The following is an 18,468-nucleotide window of genomic DNA, read 5'->3' on the forward strand; positions in this document are numbered from 1 at the left end:
CGTAACTTGTAGGAAACGACAACGCGGCGCCACGACGCAATCCGCCAATCCGTGTCGAGCCGCTCTTTTCCGAAGATCAAACAGACGCAGCCCGCAGCACCGAGCGATCCGGCTGACATCGGCGCCTGCCGGCTCCAACTTAGAGTTTGGCCTCCTTCCACGAGAGGCTGAACTCGATGCCCGTTCAATTCCACTTTCGACCAAAACACCTGACATTAGCCATTGCTTTGGCCATGGGATGTGCCGATCTGTCCATCGCCCAGGACGCACCGCCCGACACTCAAGGCATCTCTGCCGCCTCCCCTGAAACATTCAAATCAGCGATCACCGCTTTCGCTAATCATCCGGAAACCGTCCAGCTGAAGGTCAGCAAAGCCTATCCGGCACAGGAGGGTGTGGCGCTGGCGCTTGATGAGCGCAATGACCTTGTCACCGTGCAATCTCGGGGCAGCTTCGCCGGCCTGGTCGACGGTGGCGGGGGCGACAACCTGCTGCAACTCGACGCGAACAGGAAAGGCGTGCTGGGTGAAACCCGTAACTTCAGTGGGCTGGAGGTCAGGCGCGGGAGCTGGACCCGCAGCGGACCGGGTGATTTCAGCCTCGGTGTACTGGTTCATCCAAAGGCATTGCTGGTCAATGAAGGGCAAATTCTGGGTACGGCAGTGACCGAGGGCATCTTGATCAACAAAGGGGCGATCAATGGTGGCGCCACTGTCGCGTCTGGCGGTGACCTGACCAACCAGGGCCTGATTGACGGCATTGTGGAGGTTCAGGAAAACGGCCATATAGCCGGGAATGGTGCGATTAATCATTTGAACGTGTACGGACGCATGACCGTCGACGATGTCTATGGCGCACCCAAGATCGCGGGAGATCTGCGCCTGGCCCGGTCTGCCGTGCTGGCCTATGCCGTGGATGCCTCCGGCAACAGTCCCACCGTGATCGTCAAGGGAACCGCTCATTTGGGTGACGCCACCCTGAAACTCGTCACCGCCGGCGACTACCCGCAAAGCAGTCAGCACACCATTCTGGAAGCGGGAAAGATTGAGGGACAGTTTGGCACCGTTGAAAACGATCTGGCATACATGACTCCGACGCTGCACTACGAAGCACAACGAGTGGGCTTGCTCTATGCCCGTAACGATGTGCCGCTCGAAAACCTTGCGACCACGCAGAATAGTCAGGCGCTCGCGCAAAGCATTGACGAGACACCCTCCACCCCTCAGCAACCTCAGCAACCTCAGCAACCTCAGCAACCTCAGCAACCTCAGCAACCTCAGCAACCTCAGCAACCTCAGCAACCTCAGCAACCTCAAGAGCCTGAGACACCTCGCCAACCAGATAAAGCCTCGGAAGCGGCCACACCTCAAAATACTGCCGTCACGGCCCTGATCGGCGCCAGCAAGCCGACGGCCAGCGTGGCCCTCGAACAACTCGCCGCCGGCAGCAACGCCAACCTCGCCAAAGCTACACTGAGCAGCGTCAATCCGCTCAGCGCCAGCATGCTCTCGGCCATGCATCAATTGGACGGCCGCCATGGCACGCAAGGATCGGGGAATACACCGCGGCTGGCGGCTGGCGGCGAAGGCAACGGGCGGGTCTGGCTGCAGGCTCTGGGAAATGGCGGCAAGGTCGACCGGGACGCCGACAGTGTCCTGAAGCATTCCACTCAAGGTCTGATCATGGGGGCCGACTGGCGAATCGACGAGCAATGGCATGTCGGCCTGATGGGCGCAAAAGCGCAAACCCGCTTCGATGCCCAACAGTTCGACGGCGATCTCGACAGTTGGTACCTCGGCGCCTACGCCCAGCGACAGGACGGCCCGTTCGCCCTGCGCCTGGGCGCCTCGTACGGCCATCATGACGGCAACGGCAAACGTCGCGTCGACTTCAATGGTTTCAGTGATCGGCTCAAGAGCAGCTATGACGCCAGTACCCAGCAGATCTTTGCCGAAGTCGGCTACAACCTCGGTCGCGGCAACGTCAGCATCGAACCGTTCGCCAGCGTGGGTTATCAACGCTACCAGCGTGACGGCTACACCGAGAAAGGTGGCGATGCGGCACTCAAGGTTCACGGGCAAACGCGGGCGAATCCGAGCAGCACCCTCGGCCTGCGCATGGCGAAAACCAGCCACCTTTCCAATGGCATGCAGCTGACGCCGCGCCTGAGCGCGAGCGTAAAACACACCTACGGTGAGCTCGACAACGAAACGCGCCAGCAACTGGTCAGGGGTGGCAAAAGCTTTGAAGTCACCGGAGCCGAGATGGATCGCAACAGCTTTACGCTGGATGCGGGTGTGGATCTGACTCTGTCCGCCCGCAACACCTTGGGCATTGGCCTCACTGGCGAGGCCGGCAACGACAGCCGCAGTTACGGCGTGACAGGCCAGTGGCGAATGGCGTTCTGATGAGTTGAGCCCCCCCTTGTAGGAGTGAGCCTGCTCGCGATAGCGGTAGATCAGTCGACGTACGTAGAAACCAATACACCGCTATCGCGAGCAGGCTCACCTCTGCAAAGGGCCTTGGTGCAGATAAATTGCAGGCGAAAAAAAAGGGGAGCACATGCCCCCCCGAGGTTTAAAACGTTGGATCGCGGCAGTTATCTCAGCCTTCGATCTCGATCAGGATTTCGCCAGGATTCACCCGGTCGCCCTTGGCGACATGGATGGCGGTGACCTTGCCGGCAATCGCTGCCTGAACTTCGGTTTCCATCTTCATCGCTTCGGTGATCAGCACCGCCTGACCGGCCTTGACGGTGTCGCCTTCCTTGACCAGCACATCGACGATGTTGCCCGGCATGGTGGTGCTGACGTGGCCCGGTGCCGATGCTTGTTTGCGTTTGCTGCTGCCACCGCCGACGAATTCGTTGAGCGGTTCGAACACCACTTCTTCCGGCATGCCGTCGATGGACAGGTAGAAGTGACGCTTGCCTTCGGCCTTCACGCCGACACCGGTGATGTCGACGCGGTAGGTTTCGCCGTGGACGTCGATGACAAACTCGGTCGGCACGCCTTCGCCGCCGGCCTTCGCCACACCACCGGCCTCAGGGATCGGCAACAGCACTTCCGGAACGAGGGTGCCGGCGGCACGCTCTTCGAGGAACTTGCGGCCGATGTCCGGGAACATGGCGAAAGTCAGCACGTCTTCTTCGGACTTGGCCAGCGCACCGATGTCGGCACGCAGCTTGGTCATTTCCGGCTTGAGCAGATCGGCCGGACGCACGTCGATCACCTCTTCGCTGCCGATGGCCTGACGACGCAACTTCTCGTTGACCACGCCCGGCGCCTTGCCGTAGCCGCCTTGCAGGTACAGCTTCACTTCGTTGGTGATGGTCTTGTAACGCTCGCCGGCCAGCACGTTGAAGAACGCCTGAGTGCCAACGATCTGCGAAGTCGGCGTCACCAGTGGCGGGAAACCAAGGTCTTCACGCACCCGCGGGATTTCCGCCAGGACTTCGCCCATGCGGTTCAGCGCGCCCTGCTCTTTCAACTGGTTGGCGAGGTTGGAGATCATCCCGCCGGGTACCTGGTTGACTTGCACACGGGTGTCGACCGCAGTGAATTCGCTTTCGAACTGGTGGTACTTCTTGCGCACGGCGTAGAAGTACAGACCGATTTCCTGCAGCAGCTCCAGGTTCAGACCGGTGTCGTACTCGGTGCCTTTGAGCGCAGCAACCATCGACTCGGTGCCCGGATGGCTGGTGCCCGAGGCGAAGCTGGAGATCGCGGTATCAATGTGATCGGCACCGTTTTCGATGGCTTTCAATTGGCACATCGCCGCCAGACCCGCCGTGTCATGCGAATGGATGAACACCGGCAGCGACTGCTCGGCTTTCAACGCACGGACCAGTTCACCGGTGGCGTATGGCGTGAGCAGACCGGCCATGTCTTTGATCGCCACCGAGTCGCAACCCATGGCTTCCATCTGCTTGGCCTGCGCCACGAACGCGTCGATGGTGTGCACCGGGCTGGTGGTATAGGCGATGGTGCCCTGTGCGTGTTTACCCGCAGCCTTCACTGCTTCGATGGCTACGCGCAGGTTACGCACGTCGTTCATTGCGTCGAAGATGCGGAAAACGTCGATGCCGTTGACCGCTGCCTTGGCAACGAAAGCTTTGACCACGTCGTCGCTGTAGTGGCGATAGCCGAGCAGGTTCTGCCCGCGCAGAAGCATTTGCAGACGGGTGTTGGGCAGCGCGGCGCGCAGTTGGCGCAGACGCTCCCACGGGTCTTCTTTCAGAAAGCGTACGCAGGCGTCGAACGTCGCGCCGCCCCAGCACTCCAGCGACCAGTAGCCGACTTTGTCGAGCTTATCGCAGATCGGCAGCATGTCTTCGGTGCGCATGCGAGTGGCGAGCAGCGATTGGTGAGCGTCGCGCAGGATGGTATCGGTGACAAAGATCTTCTTGGACATTGTTGTATTCCTCACAGGCCTGCGTGGGCGGCGATGGCGGCGGCGATGGCCAAGGCCAGCTCTTCGGGTTTGCGCTTGATCGAGTAGTTGGTCAGTTCCGGGTGGCTTTCCACGAAGCTGGTATTGAACTGGCCGCTACGGAATTCCGGGTTGCGCAGGATTTCCTGGTAGTACGCGGCGGTGGTCTTCACGCCTTGCAGGCGCATGTCGTCCAGCGCCCGCAAGCCACGGTCCATTGCCTCTTCCCAGGTCAACGCCCAGACCACCAGTTTCAGGCACATCGAGTCGTAGAACGGCGGAATGGTGTAGCCGGTGTAGATCGCCGTGTCGGTGCGCACGCCCGGGCCGCCAGGGGCGTAGTAACGAGTGATCTTGCCGAAGCTCGGCAGGAAGTTGTTTTTCGGGTCTTCGGCGTTGATGCGGAACTGCAACGCGAAACCACGGTGCTGGATGTCTTCCTGCTTAACCGACAGCGGCAGGCCAGAGGCGATGCGGATCTGCTCACGAACGATGTCGATCCCGGTGATTTCTTCGGTGATGGTGTGCTCCACCTGCACCCGGGTGTTCATCTCCATGAAGTACACCTCGCCCTCGGCGAGCAGGAACTCCACGGTACCGGCGTTCTCGTAGCCCACAGCCTTGGCCGCACGCACCGACAGGTCGCCGATGTAGGCGCGCTGTTCCGGGGTCAGTTGCGGGCTCGGGGCAATCTCGATCAGCTTCTGGTTGCGGCGCTGGATCGAGCAGTCGCGTTCGAACAGGTGCACGACGTTGCCGAAGCTGTCGCCGAGGATCTGCGCTTCGATGTGCTTGGGATTGACGATGCATTTTTCCAGGAACACTTCTGCCGAACCGAAGGCCTTGGTCGCTTCGGAGATCACCCGAGGGAAGTTCTGTTCGAGTTCTTCGCGGCTGTTGCAGCGACGGATACCGCGACCGCCACCACCGGAGGTGGCCTTGAGCATCACCGGATAACCGATACGGTCGCCTTCGGTCAGGGCTTCTTCGATGCCCGACACGTTGCCTTCGGTGCCTGGGGTGACCGGTACGCCGGCCTTGATCATGCTGCGCCGGGCTTCGGTCTTGTCGCCCATGCGGCGAATGACTTCTGCCGACGGGCCGATGAATTTGATCCCGCGTTCGGCGCAGATGTCTGCCAACTCGGCATTTTCCGAGAGAAAGCCGTAACCGGGGTGCAATGCATCGCAACCGGTTTCCACCGCCAGGTTCACCAGCTTGCGCGGGTTGAGGTAGCCGGCCAGTGGCTCGGCACCGATGCTGTGGGCTTCGTCCGCACGCTTCACATGCAGGGCATGGCGATCGGCGTCGGAAAAAATCGCTACCGAGCGAATGCCCATCTCGGCGCAGGCCCGCACGATTCGTACGGCAATCTCACCACGGTTGGCGATCAGGATCTTTTTTATCACTTGGAAATTCCCTTGAGCCGGTGGCACCACGACCTGCTAGACCCAGGTCGACGCGTGACCAAATGTTTCAATCTGGTCGCGCCCCCACACTAGCCCTCGCAAGGGATTAACAAAAATGAATAAAAATTGGGTCAGGCATAAGCAAAGACTTATAGTTAAACCATCAGCCTGCCGTCAGAGCCCATAAAAAATGCGTAAGTCCTTGATGCGTATGACATTACGCCAATTGCAGATTTTCAACGAAGTGTGTGATTTACGTTCCTACAGCCGCGCAGCCGATGAAATGTCTCTGACACAACCGGCCGTCAGCCTACAGATTCGTCAGCTGGAAGAGCTGATCGGGCAACCATTATTCGATTATGTCGGCAAAAAACTCTACATGACCGAGGCCGCCGAAGCCCTGCAGCGCGCCAGCCGGGATATCTTCGGCCGCCTGGAAAACCTCGACATGCAGCTGTCGGACATGCAGGGCTCGCTGCAGGGGCAACTGAAACTGGCGGTGGAATCCAGCGCTAAATACTTCGTGCCGCATCTGTTCGCCGCGTTCAAGCGCCAGCATCCGGAAGTGAATCTGCAACTGACGGTGGTTAACCGTGGCCAAGTGATCCGCCGCCTCTCCGACAACCGCGATGATCTGGTGATCATGTCGATGGTGCCACAGGACATGGGCCTGGAGTTCCTGCCGTTTCTCAATAATCCGATTGTCGCTGTCGCGCGTCCGGACCATCCGTTGGCACACATGGGGCCGCTGCGCCTGCAGGATCTTGAGCCTTACACACTGCTGATCCGCGAACCGGGTTCGGGCACGCGACTGGCCTGTGAAGAGTATTTCAAGGAGAAACGCGTGCACTTCACCCAAACCCAGGAAGTGGCCTCGGCTGAAGCCCAGCGCGAATGCGTAGTGGCGGGTCTGGGCCTGGCGCTGTTGACGCGCCACGCCCTGAACCTGGAGCTGGCGACCGGCGGCCTGGTCGAGCTGCCGGTCGAAGAGTTGCCGCTGTTTCGCAGCTGGTGCCTGGTGCAAGCCAAGGCCAAACGCCTGTCACCGGTGGCGCACGCCTTCCTGGCGTTTATCCGCAGCGAACGGGTGCAGATCAGCGCGCTGGTTGAACGCTTCGACGGGAAGCTGCGGGCGCTGCCTGCCAGTGATTAAGTTCGAGTTCCTCGGGAAAACCACCGATTTCAGCCTGAAGCTGACGGAGTTCGAAGCGATCTTCGATCGCGCGACGGAATTCCATGCGGCGCTGGTCTTCCTGCTGACGACGGGTTTTCGCGGCGCTGTTGCGTTCTTCGTAGGGCTGAGCCATTTCGAGTCTCCCAAGGCGAGTACGGGAGTTTCACGATAGGCGTGGGGGATGACGGTTTGGCTGCGCGGGGATGACAGTGCGATGAAACTTTGCCGATTGCGGTGCTATTGAGGACGCTTTCGCGAGCAAGCCCGCTCCCACATTTGATCTCGATATGACACAAAATCTGTGGTCACCAGAGATCCCCTTTGGGAGCGGGCTTGCTCGCGAATAAGGTCGGAACGACCTTGCTTTAATCGTCCAGCGCTTTCACAGCCTTGGGGGAAAGCCGCAAGCTGCGCAGACTGCGCTTCACGCTCTTCAGGTGGTTGACCAGACTCGGCCCGCGCGCCATGGCCACGCCCATGGCCAGCACGTCGATCACCACCAGATGGGCGATGCGCGAGGTCAGCGGCGTATAGATCTCGGTGTCTTCGTGCACATCGATCGCCAGGTTGACGGTCGACAGCTCAGCCAGCGGTGTCTGGCTCGGGCACAAGGTGATCAGCGAAGCGCCGCTCTCGCGAACGAGGTTGGCGGTGATCAGCAGATCCTTGGAGCGCCCGGACTGGGAAATGCAGATCGCCACGTCGGTCGGCTTCAACGTCACCGCCGACATCGCCTGCATGTGCGGGTCGGAATACGCCGCCGCCGTCAGCAGCAGACGGAAGAACTTGTGCTGCGCATCCGCCGCCACCGCGCCTGACGCACCAAAGCCATAGAACTCGACACGCTGGGCCTGGGACATCAACGTCACCGCACGCTGCAATTCCACCGGATCGAGCTTCTCGCGAACCTCCATCAGGGTGTGCAGCGTGGTGTCGAAAATTTTCAGGCTGTAGTCGGCGACCGAGTCGTCCTCATGGATCGCGAACTGACCGAAGCTGGCACCAGCGGCCAGGCTTTGCGCCAGTTTCAGCTTGAGATCCTGAAACCCGGAGCAGCCGATGGCCCGGCAGAAACGCACAATGGTCGGCTCGCTGATGCCGACGCTGTGGGCCAGGTCGGCCATGGAACTGTGCATCACGGCCGCAGGGTCAAGCAGCACGTGGTCGGCGACCTTGAGCTCCGACTTGCGTAACAGGTGACGTGACTGGGCGATGTGTTGCAGCAGATTCAAGGGGCTGGACTCTTCTTATGGGCAAGGATGTAGCACGCTTGTAGTTATACTACATGAATTGGCTTTTTGCCTGCTCAATGCGTAACTCCATGTCCCCATATCAGGCGCGATGGAGTGCATGTAGCCCTTAAAGCGGATTTCCCTGTTCGCGCAAAAGCCCGGCCAGACGCTCAGCCTCCACTGGGCGACTGATCAGATACCCCTGCACTTCGTCGCAGCGCTCAGCACGTAAAAATTCCAGCTGTTCTTGCCGCTCGACGCCTTCAGCCACCACTTTCAACGACAGCCCGTGCGCCATGGCAATGATCGCCCGGGTGATCGCGGCATCCTCGCTGCCCTGCCCCAGCCCGCGAATGAACGCCTGATCGATCTTCACGTAATCCACCGGAATTCGTTTCAGGTAACTCAGCGACGAATAGCCGGTGCCGAAGTCATCGATCGCCAGCTTCACCCCCAGATCACGCAACTGCTGGAAGGTCGCGATGATGTGTTCGACGCTGTCGAGCAACTGGCTTTCGGTAAGTTCCAGTTCGAGGTAATGCGGCGCCAGCCCGGTTTCTTCCAGCACCTGGCGCACCAGGCTGACCAGTTTGCCCTGACGCAGTTGATGCACCGACAGGTTCACCGATACCCGAATCGGCTCCAGCCCTTGCCGCTGCCACTCGCACGCCTGCCAGCAGGCCTGGCGCAGCACAAACTCGCCGATCGGGCCGATCAGTCCGGTTTCCTCGGCCAGACCAATGAAGTCCCCCGGCGGCACCCGGCCCATGCTTGGATGATCCCAGCGCACCAGCGCTTCCGCCGCATTCAGGCGCCCGGTTTGCAGGCACAGCTTCGGCTGGTAGAAAACCTTGAGCTGCTTGTCTTCGATGGCTTTGCGCAGCTGGTTTTCCAGTTGCAGGCGCTCAAGGGTGCTGGCCTGCAGGCTGTCGGTGTAGAACTGGAAATTGTTGCCGCCCAGATGCTTGGCGTGTTGCATGGCCATGTTCGACTGACTGACCAGCGCCGAGATTTCCCGGGCGTTGTCCGGCAGCATGCTGATGCCCATCGAGGCGCTGACCACCAGTTCATGCCCTTCGACCGTCAATGGCAGGCGCAGCTTGCTCGACAGCCGCGTAGCGACCCGCGCCAGGCTCGACAGGTTGCCGTAGGCATCGAACAGTACGGCAAACTCGTCACCGGACAGTCGGGCGATGGTGTCGGCCTCCGGCAACGCATTGACTAAGCGACGGGCCATTTTCTGCAGCAACTGATCCGCCACCTCATGGCCGAGGCTGTCGTTGAGCAATTTGAAGCGATCCAGATTGATGTGCAGCAGCGCCAGACTGCGGCGCCCGCCCTGACGCACGCGCTGATGGGCTTCGTGCAGGCGTTCGCGGAACAGCGAGCGGTTCGCCAGCCCGGTCAGCTCATCGTAATGCGTCAGGAAGCGCATGCGCTCCTCGGATTCGCGCCGCGCCGACAGATCGGCGAAGAAGCCGACGATATGGCTGACATTTCCTCGACTGTCGCGCACCGCGTTGAGTTGCAGCCACTGCGGATACAGCTCGCCGTTCTTGCGGGTTTCCACCAGTTCGCCCTGCCAACTGCCGTGCTGCTCCAAAGCGTGGCGGATCGAGACGTAGTGCCGCCGCGCATCACGACTGCATGGCAGTTCGACGACGTTGCGCCCGAGCATGTCTTCGATGTCATAACCGGTGACGCGGCTGAACGCCTGATTGATCGCGATCAAGGCGTAGTTCGGATCAAGAATGACGATGCCTTCGCTGGCCGCTTCGAACACCGTGGCCGCCAGTCGCTGCTGTTCTTCGAGGCTTTTGCTCGCGCTGATGTCGCGCCGGGTGCCGACCATGCGGATCACCCGCCCACTGTCACTGCGCTCCACGGCGCGACCGCGGTCTTCGATCCACACCCAATGACCGTCGCCGTGACGTACGCGGTATTCGATCTGATAGTCCTCGGTGCGCCCTTTCAGGTGTTCGATCAGCGCCTGCTTGAGCCCTGGCACATCCTCCGGGTGCAGGCGTGGCTTGAGGTCGCGCAAGATCGCCGTGACGTACTCCGGCGCGAGGCCGAACAGCTCCTGAATCTGCGTGTGGTGGACTTCGTCGGTTTGCAGGTTCCAGTCCCACAGCCCCAGTTCACTGGCCTTCAACGCCAGGGCCAGACGGGCTTCGCTTTTGCTCAGCGCTTGATTGGCCACGTCCAGCTCGCGGCTGCGCTGGGCCACGCGGTCTTCCAGCTCGATCTGTGCTTCACGCAATTGGCCCTCGGCACAGCGCCGCTGTTCGATCTCCTTGGCCAGCGCCTGATTGAGCTGCTCGCTGCGGTTCTGCGCTTGCTGCAGGTGTTCGATCAGGTGCTGATTCTGAAACCGTCGCAGCAAGCCGCGATCAATCAGCCGATTGACCTGCCAGGCGACCACGCTCAGCGAACCGAGCAGAATCAGCCCGAGCCAGCCCCAACCGCGCGCCTGCTCATCACCGCCCCAGAACAGGTAGCCTATCGCCGGCAGCAGGCACGGCAAGGTAAAGGACAGAAACGCCGGCAGGCTGACGGCGTAGGCAACGCTGGCCGATAACGTCGCGGCACCGATCAGGCCGAACACCCAGGCTTGCTGCATGAAGTTGTCGGCAGGCACCAGGGCGATGCCGGCACCGGCCAGGGTCAGACCGGTCATGGTCGAGCCGAGCAGGAACATGCGGAACCAGATCGGCTGGGCCTGACGGTCCGGGATCGCCGAATCGAATGCGGCGACCTGAATCACCCGCAGCGCCACCAGCGACAACAACCAGACCAGCCAGATGCTGACCACGAAATAGCGCTGCGGGCTCCAGAGCAAAGCGGCGCAGACCAGGCCATTGAGTAACATGAACATCGTCGGCAGCAGCGAGCCCTGATACAGCAGGCGCGTGCGTTCGACCGCCATTTCGGTGGCGTAATGCTTGCGGATGACCCGGGGTTCCACAGAGGGGCCCGACAGGTCTGAGCTGAGGGTCTTGTGCAATGTTGTTGTTCTTATAAGAGTGAGCATGGGCCCGAAACGTGGACGGAGCATACACAAGCCAACCCCGTTGCCAAACTGCTCCAGATCATAATTTGCCGGAAACTTTCCGCCGTCCGATCACTGGCAAAACCCGCAGAGTGAGGCGGGCCGAAGCCTGTAGCCAGTGACCGACCGGTCGTCATCGGCGGCACTTTCATCGGCTAATGCAAAGCTCGGTTTGCCCGGGCCTGCGGCGCACCCTAGAATGCCCCGATGCGCGATGATCTCTCCCTTCTGCTGAACTCCCTCAACGATGCCCAACGCCAGGCCGTAGCAGCCCCCGTTGGCCGTCAGTTGGTCCTGGCCGGTGCCGGTTCCGGTAAAACCCGAGTGCTGGTGCACCGTATCGCCTGGCTGATCCAGGTCGAAAACGCCTCGCCCCACTCCATTCTGTCGGTGACCTTCACCAACAAGGCCGCTGCCGAGATGCGTCATCGCATCGAGCAGTTGCTGGGTATCAACCCGGCCGGGATGTGGGTCGGTACCTTCCACGGCCTGGCGCACCGCTTGCTGCGGGCGCACTGGCAGGAAGCGGGCTTGAGCCAGACTTTCCAGATTCTCGACAGCGACGACCAGCAGCGGCTGGTCAAGCGGGTGATCCGCGAGCTGGGACTGGACGAACAACGCTGGCCAGCCCGTCAGGCCCAGTGGTTCATCAACGGGCAGAAAGACGAAGGTCTGCGTCCGCAACACATTCAGGCCAGCGGCGACTTGTACCTGGCGACCATGCGCGGCATTTACGAAGCTTACGAGGCGGCCTGCCAGCGCGCCGGCGTCATCGACTTCTCCGAACTGCTGCTGCGCGCCCTCGACCTGTGGCGCGATCACCCGGGTCTGCTGGCGCACTATCAGAAGCGCTTCCGTCATATCCTCGTCGACGAGTTCCAGGACACCAACGCCGTGCAATACGCCTGGTTGCGCCTGCTCGGCAAGGGCGGCGACAGCCTGATGGTGGTCGGCGACGACGACCAGTCGATCTACGGCTGGCGCGGGGCGAAAATCGAGAACATTCATCAGTACTCCTCCGACTTCCCGGATTCGGTGACCATTCGCCTGGAGCAGAACTACCGCTCCACCGCCGGCATCCTCAAGGCGGCCAACGCCCTGATCGCCAACAACACCGGACGCCTCGGCAAAGAGCTGTGGACCGACGGTGGCGACGGTGAAGCGATTAACCTGTACGCCGCGTTCAACGAACACGACGAAGCACGCTACGTTGTCGAAACCATCGAAAGCGCGCTGAAAACCGGCTTGGCCCGTAGCGATATCGCAATTCTCTACCGCTCCAACGCCCAATCGCGCGTTCTCGAAGAAGCCTTGCTGCGCGAACGCATTCCGTACCGCATCTATGGCGGCCAGCGCTTCTTCGAACGCGCGGAAATCAAGAACGCCATGGCCTACCTGCGTTTACTTGAAGGCCGTGGCAACGACGCCGCACTGGAGCGGGTGATCAACGTCCCGGCCCGCGGCATTGGCGAAAAAACCGTCGAAGCGATCCGCGACCATGCTCGCCACAGCGATGTATCAATGTGGGAAGCGATGCGCCAACTGGTCGCCAATAAAGGCCTGACCGGTCGCGCTGCCGGCGCCTTGGGTGCGTTTATCGAGCTGATCGAGAACCTTGCCGCCAAGTGCATGGAGATGCCGCTGCATCTGATGACCCAGACCGTCATCGAGCAATCGGGGCTGATCGCCTATCACGAAGCGGAAAAAGGCGAGAAAGGCCAGGCCCGGGTGGAAAACCTTGAGGAGCTGGTCAGCGCCGCGCGCAACTTCGAGAACACCGAAGAAGACGAAGAGCTGACGCCGCTGGCGGCGTTCCTCGGCCACGCTTCGCTGGAGGCCGGCGACACTCAAGCCGACGAGCACGAAGACAGCATTCAGCTGATGACCCTGCACAGCGCCAAAGGCCTGGAATTCCCTTACGTGTTCCTGGTGGGCATGGAAGAAGGCCTGTTCCCGCACAAGATGAGCCTGGAAGAACCGGGTCGTCTGGAAGAAGAGCGCCGTCTGGCCTATGTGGGCATCACCCGTGCCATGCAGAATCTGGTGATGACCTATGCTGAAACCCGGCGCCTGTATGGCAGCGAAACCTACAACAAGGTCTCGCGTTTCGTCCGTGAAGTGCCGAAGGGGCTGATTCAGGAAGTGCGCCTGTCGAACAGTGTCAGCCGACCGTTCGGCGGCAACCAGTCGATGAGCGGCAGCAACCTGTTCAGCGGTAGCGAGATCCCGGAAACCGGCTTCAGCCTCGGTCAGGCGGTACGACATTCGATCTTCGGCGACGGCGTGATCCTCAACTTCGAAGGTTCCGGCGCGCAGGCGCGGGTGCAGGTGAACTTCAGCGAAGGCAGCAAGTGGCTGATGCTGGGGTACGCGAAGCTGGAAGCCATTTAACGCCTTGCTCGATTGCTTCTGTAGGAGTGAGCCTGCTCGCGATAGCGATTTATCATTCAATATATTTATTGTCTGACACGCCCTCATCGCGAGCAGGCTCACTCCTACAAAGCTTTGTGTCGGCTCATCTTTAAGGATATTTCCATGGGCTCAGGCTTCTTTTCTTCCTGGACATTCTGGGCCTTGCTCTCGGCGACTTTCGCCGCGCTGACGGCGATCTTCGCCAAGATCGGCATCGAAAACGTCAATTCCGACTTCGCTACCCTGCTGCGCACCATCGTGGTCCTGGTCAGCCTGGCCTTGATTTTGTACGCGACGGGCCAATATCAGTCATTGGGATCAATTTCCGCCAAGAGCTACTTGTTCCTGCTGTTATCTGGCCTGGGTACCGGCGCATCGTGGCTGTGTTACTTCCGCGCGCTGAAAGTCGGCCCGGCTTCGCTGGTCGCGCCAGTCGACAAGCTCAGCGTGGTACTGGTGGCGGTGCTCGGCGTGATCCTGCTGGGCGAGAAACTCGACCTGCGCCAATGGGGCGGCATCGGCCTGATCACCGCCGGTGTGGTAATGCTGGCGTTGCGTCGATAAGCAGGTTTCCCGCTGAACCTATCCCATTTTCCTACAGACAAAAGTACATGGCCTTATTGCTTCGATGGAGCTGAACCTAAGCTGTCAGGCAAAAGCCCGAAACACTCTCTCGCTAGCCAGTAACACTTCAGCTGTGCAACATGGCGCGCGTGTCTCCACAAACGGGAATTCCCTTTATGAAACGTTTTCTTAGCATCGCCATGGCGTTGTGCATCGGCCTGACGATGAGCCTCGACGCCAACGCCAAGCGCTTTGGTGGTGGCAAAAGCGCCGGCGCTGCGCCGACGCACCAGACCAGCCAGATGGCTCCTTCTTCCCCAGGCATGGGCGGCGCAGCAGCGACCGCTGGTGCAGCCGGCGCTGCCGGTGCCGCGGCCAAGGCTGGCGGCGCTTCTAAATGGCTCGGCCCTCTGGCCGGTATCGCCGCCGGTGGCCTGCTCGCGTCCATGTTCATGGGCGGCGGCTTCCAGGGCATGCAGATCTTCGACATCCTGATCATGGCCGTGATCGCGTTCGTGATCTTCCGCTTCATCGCTGCGCGTCGACGCAAGCAGCAGGAGCACCTGGCTCCGGCCGGCGCGCCGATGCAGCGTGAAGTGTTCGAGCAGAAGCCTGCCGCCATGGGTTCGATCTTCGGTGGTTCGGCCGCGCCGGTTGCCGCTCGTCCGGTGATCAACGCACCGGCCTGGTTCAACGAGCAGAACTTCCTTGCCGCCGCGCGCAGCCACTTCCAGTCGCTGCAGCAGCACTGGGACGCCAACGAAATGGACAAGATTGCTGAGTTCGTGACCCCGCAAATGCTCGACTTCCTCAAGCGTGAGCGTGCGGACCTGGGCGACGGCTTCCAGTCGACCTACATCGACAACTTGCAGGTACAGCTGGACGGCGTGGATGATCGTGCCGACAAGACCATCGCCACCCTGACCTTCAGCGGCGTGTCGAAGACCTCGCGTTTCGACCAGGGCGAAGTGTTCAGCGAAAGCTGGAACATGGAACGTCCACAGGGCGAAAACCAGCCTTGGCTGGTGGCCGGTATCCGCCAGAACGGCTGATCCCCATCGCGTTACGCATGTGGTAATGAAAACCCCGGCCTCGGCCGGGGTTTTCTATTTCGCAGTTGCATCTATAGCGAGCTACTGTATAAACCGGCCCATATAAACCGCGCCATTCAAGCAAGAGGATCCCGGACGTGGAAGAAATCATCGAACAACTGCGCGAAGCCAACGAACCCGTACCGGTTCCCCTGGAGTTGCCCGACGAAGACCAATTGGTGGAGATCGAAGAAGAACTCTTCATCAACATCCCGTTCGTCTTCAAAGAGTTTCTGCTGACCGTCAGCGACGTGGTGTACGGCAGCCTCGAGCCGGTGACCGTCACCGACCCGCAATCACACACTTACCTGCCGGATGTCGCGGCCAACGCCTGGGATGCTGGCGTACCGCGCGACCTGATCCCGATCTGCCAGGACGGCGACAACTACTACTGCGTCGAAGAAGACGGCACCGTGGTGCTGTGGTCCGGCGAAGAAGAGCTGATCACCGAAGAGTCCTGGGAATCGGTGTGGCATTGGGCGCGGGATGTCTGGCTGGAGAGCTGATTCGCCAGACGCCCGGGTCGGTCAGTGCCCCGACGACTCCTTGTGGTTGTCGAGGGTCTCCAGCAGGGCCACCTGCATCCGCGTGTGCACGCGGATGAACCAGCGCCAGAGCAGCGCCGCCACGGCGGCCGCGACCACGGCGACCAGCACCAGCAACTTGTTGGTCGGCAGGATACTGGCCGACAAGGCTGCCAACAGCAGGAAGATCACCAGCAGCGAGAGGATCGGGATCACTTCGGAGATCACCCGACGCACTCGCTGCGTGTGCCGCCCGGCCATCTCCGGCTTCACGCCCATCTCCGCCAGCAGCATCGACAGCGCCTTGAGCTTGCGATACGCCGCAATCAGGAACGGCAGCGACAGCAGCAGTGCCCCGCCCCAGATCAACGCCTTCTGCCAGCTCGGATCAGCGATCCAGTCCTGCATCCACACCGACAACCGTCCGGCGAAGAACGCGCCGCTGAAGAAGATCGCGATCACCAGCGCCAGATTGACCCCGACCTGCAACAGGATCCGCCGGATCATCGCCGCCAGCATCGCGCCCTCGCCTTGCGGTTGAATGCTGCGCAGCCATTCGCCATACATGCCGAACACCCGGCCCAGACGCTTGGGCACTGCCGCCGAGAGCTTGATCGACAGCGGATCGGCCGCACGGATCAGATACGGCGTCAGCAGCGTGGTGATCACCGACACCGCCACCGCGACGGGATACAGAAAGTTGCTGGTGACCTGCAGCGTCATCCCGAGCGCGGCGATGATGAAGGAAAATTCGCCAATCTGTGACAGCCCCATCCCCACACGCAGTGAGGTGCGTCCGTCATTGCCGGCGATAAACGCCCCGAGGCCGCAGGACAACATCTTGCCGAGCACCACCGCCACGGTAATGACTGCAATCGGCCACGCGTATTGCAGCAGGATCATCGGATCGAGCATCAGGCCGATGGCGACGAAGAAGATTGCACTGAACAGGTCGCGAACCGGTTCGATCAGGCGTTCGATCTTTAGCAACTGCCGCGACTCGGCCATGATCGCGCCGATCAGGAAGGCGCCGAGCACCATGCTGTATTCGAGCTTGACCACCAGCAGGCAGAAGCCGAAACACAAGCCCAGCACGGTAATCAGCAGCATCTCGTTGCTTTCGAATTTGGCGACATACGCCAGCAGACGCGGTACCAGCAAAATGCCGACCACCAGCGCGACGATCATGAACAGCGACAGTTTGCCGACCGTGGAGAACACTTCGCCGGAGCTGACCGTGCCGCTGACTGCGATGCTCGACAGCAAGGCGATGATGCCAATGCCGAGGATGTCCTCGACGATCAGTACGCCGAAGATCAGTTGCGCAAAGCGCTCGTTCTTCATCTTCAGGTCGTTGAGCGCCTTGACGATGATGGTGGTTGAGGAGATGGCGAGGATTGCGCCGAGGAACAGCGAGTCCATGGTGTTCCAGTCGAACCAGCGGCCGATTTCGTAGCCAATCCAGATCATCAGGACGATTTCAAGGAACGCTGCGATAAACGCCGTGGCCCCGACCTTGAACAACTTGCGCAGACTGAATTCCAGCCCGAGGCAGAACATCAGGAAGATCACCCCCAGCTCGGCGAGGGTCTTGATGGTTTCTTCGTCGTGGATCAGGCCGAACGGCGGTGTGTGCGGGCCGATGATGAAACCGGCGACGATGTAACCGAGCACCACCGGCTGCTTGAAGCGGTGAAACAGCACGGTGACCACACCTGCGACCAACATGATCACTGCCAGATCCTGAATAAAGCTGATGGCATGCATGGTGTGGGCTCCTTGTATGACGTGACCCGCCGTCAGACTTCAGAAAGGTCTGAGCGAGTTGGGTAAAAATCCGCTTTTCGTGTAGGAATTGCCCTTGGGCAGGGCCTTTTGCAGGTTAACACCGCGACTTCCGGCTGGAAGGCGGTGCAATATAAGGAAACAGATCGGTCGCGGCGTGACGGCAGCCAGTCGTCTGGCGTCCCGATAACGGTGCTTTTGAAAAAACCACCAGGCACCCGCAGAGGTGCGTCCAGCCATCCAGCCTTGATCCGTGAGAACGTTATGGAACCCGGAAACGCCCAACTGTCGATGACGGTATTGATGACCCCCGACATGGCCAACTTCTCTGGCAATGTCCACGGCGGTACCCTGCTCAAATACCTCGACGAAGTGGCCTACGCCTGTGCGAGCCGCTATGCCGGCCGCTACGTGGTAACGCTGTCGGTGGATCAGGTGATTTTCCGCGAGCCGATCCATGTCGGCGAACTGGTGACCTTCCTCGCGTCGGTCAACTACACCGGCAACACCTCGATGGAAGTCGGCATCAAAGTGGTGACCGAAAACATCCGCGAGCGCTCGGTACGCCACACCAACAGCTGCTTCTTCACCATGGTTGCGGTGGATGACCAGCGTAAACCGGCCCCCGTGCCGCCGCTGCAACCGCAGAACAGCGAAGACAAGCGCCGCTACATGCAGGCGCAGCAGCGTCGGCAAATTCGCCAGGAGCTGGAAAAGCGTTATCAGGAGATCAAGGGCGACGCCTGATCAGCCCTTTGGAATGATGTCGCTTTACAGATCGCCTTCGCGAGCAA

General features: G+C 60.6%; 13 protein-coding genes. 7 read left to right on the forward strand and 6 right to left on the reverse strand.

What is annotated here, in order from left to right; all coding sequences use genetic code 11:
• Positions 1 to 176: 176 nt before the first annotated feature.
• On the forward strand, positions 177 to 2,408 hold the full coding sequence (locus tag J1G18_RS02670) for an autotransporter outer membrane beta-barrel domain-containing protein (RefSeq protein ID WP_223007106.1): 2,232 nt from the start codon (positions 177 to 179) through the stop codon (positions 2,406 to 2,408).
• Between the two features lie 196 nt (positions 2,409 to 2,604).
• Here J1G18_RS02670 and oadA read toward each other — a convergent pair whose 3' ends face one another.
• Together oadA and J1G18_RS02680 are read right to left on the reverse strand one after the other, a co-directional pair.
• Positions 2,605 to 4,413, reverse strand: coding sequence for a sodium-extruding oxaloacetate decarboxylase subunit alpha (oadA, locus tag J1G18_RS02675; protein ID WP_098966358.1), 1,809 nt, complete (start codon positions 4,411 to 4,413; stop codon positions 2,605 to 2,607).
• An 11-nt stretch (positions 4,414 to 4,424) separates the two neighbouring features.
• A complete protein-coding gene (locus tag J1G18_RS02680) occupies positions 4,425 to 5,840 on the reverse strand; it encodes an acetyl-CoA carboxylase biotin carboxylase subunit (protein WP_027610345.1) in 1,416 nt (471 codons plus the stop codon).
• Positions 5,841 to 6,030: 190 nt separating this feature from the next.
• Here J1G18_RS02680 and J1G18_RS02685 point away from each other — a divergent pair, with 190 nt between their 5' ends.
• Entirely contained in the window at positions 6,031 to 6,993 is a 963-nt protein-coding gene (locus tag J1G18_RS02685) for a LysR family transcriptional regulator (RefSeq protein WP_097089426.1), read from the forward strand.
• Here the strand turns inward: J1G18_RS02685 and J1G18_RS27945 are convergent.
• The 3 genes from J1G18_RS27945 to J1G18_RS02700 all read right to left on the reverse strand — a co-directional run bounded on the left by J1G18_RS27945 (position 6,935) and on the right by J1G18_RS02700 (position 11,304).
• Positions 6,935 to 7,147, reverse strand: a complete 213-nt coding sequence (locus J1G18_RS27945) for a PA3496 family putative envelope integrity protein (protein ID WP_095137820.1) — start codon at positions 7,145 to 7,147, stop codon at positions 6,935 to 6,937. The genes J1G18_RS02685 and J1G18_RS27945 overlap by 59 nt on opposite strands.
• A 232-nt stretch (positions 7,148 to 7,379) precedes the next feature.
• A complete protein-coding gene (gene hexR / locus J1G18_RS02695) occupies positions 7,380 to 8,246 on the reverse strand; it encodes a transcriptional regulator HexR (protein WP_007962240.1) in 867 nt (288 codons plus the stop codon).
• A gap of 127 nt (positions 8,247 to 8,373) precedes the next feature.
• Entirely contained in the window at positions 8,374 to 11,304 is a 2,931-nt protein-coding gene (locus tag J1G18_RS02700; RefSeq protein ID WP_193774867.1) for a GGDEF domain-containing phosphodiesterase, read from the reverse strand.
• A gap of 201 nt (positions 11,305 to 11,505) precedes the next feature.
• Between J1G18_RS02700 and uvrD the strand changes: the two genes are divergently transcribed.
• The 4 genes from uvrD (at position 11,506) to J1G18_RS02720 (ending at position 15,871) form a co-directional block, all read left to right on the forward strand.
• Positions 11,506 to 13,689, forward strand: coding sequence for a DNA helicase II (gene uvrD / locus J1G18_RS02705; protein ID WP_041073860.1), 2,184 nt, complete (start codon positions 11,506 to 11,508; stop codon positions 13,687 to 13,689).
• Positions 13,690 to 13,833: 144 nt separating this feature from the next.
• Positions 13,834 to 14,274: an EamA family transporter gene (locus tag J1G18_RS02710; protein WP_027610340.1), complete on the forward strand. Its 441-nt coding sequence runs from the start codon at positions 13,834 to 13,836 to the stop codon at positions 14,272 to 14,274.
• Between the two features lie 176 nt (positions 14,275 to 14,450).
• Entirely contained in the window at positions 14,451 to 15,326 is an 876-nt protein-coding gene (locus J1G18_RS02715; RefSeq protein ID WP_007962237.1) for a Tim44 domain-containing protein, read from the forward strand.
• Positions 15,327 to 15,463: 137 nt separating this feature from the next.
• A complete protein-coding gene (locus J1G18_RS02720; RefSeq protein WP_024164487.1) occupies positions 15,464 to 15,871 on the forward strand; it encodes an SMI1/KNR4 family protein in 408 nt (135 codons plus the stop codon).
• Between the two features lie 21 nt (positions 15,872 to 15,892).
• Here J1G18_RS02720 and J1G18_RS02725 read toward each other — a convergent pair whose 3' ends face one another.
• Positions 15,893 to 17,656, reverse strand: a complete 1,764-nt coding sequence (locus J1G18_RS02725) for a cation:proton antiporter (protein ID WP_007960872.1) — start codon at positions 17,654 to 17,656, stop codon at positions 15,893 to 15,895.
• Positions 17,657 to 17,938: 282 nt separating this feature from the next.
• On the opposite strand from J1G18_RS02725, the gene J1G18_RS02730 reads away from it, so the two are divergent.
• Positions 17,939 to 18,421 carry an acyl-CoA thioesterase gene (locus J1G18_RS02730; RefSeq protein WP_041073853.1) on the forward strand — a complete coding sequence of 161 codons (483 nt, stop codon included), beginning with the start codon at positions 17,939 to 17,941 and terminating at the stop codon, positions 18,419 to 18,421.
• Positions 18,422 to 18,468: the final 47 nt, after the last annotated feature.

This window comes from Pseudomonas sp. MIS38, from assembly GCF_019891575.1.
Taxonomy (GTDB): Bacteria; Pseudomonadota; Gammaproteobacteria; order Pseudomonadales; family Pseudomonadaceae; genus Aquipseudomonas; species Aquipseudomonas putida_A.

Bases quoted from the DNA above. Each gene is read 5' to 3' on its own strand.
- J1G18_RS02715 (WP_007962237.1), top strand. From the start codon at position 14,451: ATGAAACGTTTTCTTAGCATCGCCATGGCGTTGTGCATCGGCCTGACG.
- J1G18_RS27945 (WP_095137820.1), bottom strand. From the start codon at position 7,147: ATGGCTCAGCCCTACGAAGAACGCAACAGCGCCGCGAAAACCCGTCGT.
- J1G18_RS02685 (WP_097089426.1), top strand. From the start codon at position 6,031: ATGCGTAAGTCCTTGATGCGTATGACATTACGCCAATTGCAGATTTTC.
- J1G18_RS02730 (WP_041073853.1), top strand. From the start codon at position 17,939: ATGGAACCCGGAAACGCCCAACTGTCGATGACGGTATTGATGACCCCC.
- uvrD (WP_041073860.1), top strand. From the start codon at position 11,506: ATGCGCGATGATCTCTCCCTTCTGCTGAACTCCCTCAACGATGCCCAA.
- J1G18_RS02700 (WP_193774867.1), bottom strand. From the start codon at position 11,304: ATGCTCCGTCCACGTTTCGGGCCCATGCTCACTCTTATAAGAACAACA.
- J1G18_RS02670 (WP_223007106.1), top strand. From the start codon at position 177: ATGCCCGTTCAATTCCACTTTCGACCAAAACACCTGACATTAGCCATT.
- J1G18_RS02725 (WP_007960872.1), bottom strand. From the start codon at position 17,656: ATGCATGCCATCAGCTTTATTCAGGATCTGGCAGTGATCATGTTGGTC.
- J1G18_RS02710 (WP_027610340.1), top strand. From the start codon at position 13,834: ATGGGCTCAGGCTTCTTTTCTTCCTGGACATTCTGGGCCTTGCTCTCG.
- oadA (WP_098966358.1), bottom strand. From the start codon at position 4,413: ATGTCCAAGAAGATCTTTGTCACCGATACCATCCTGCGCGACGCTCAC.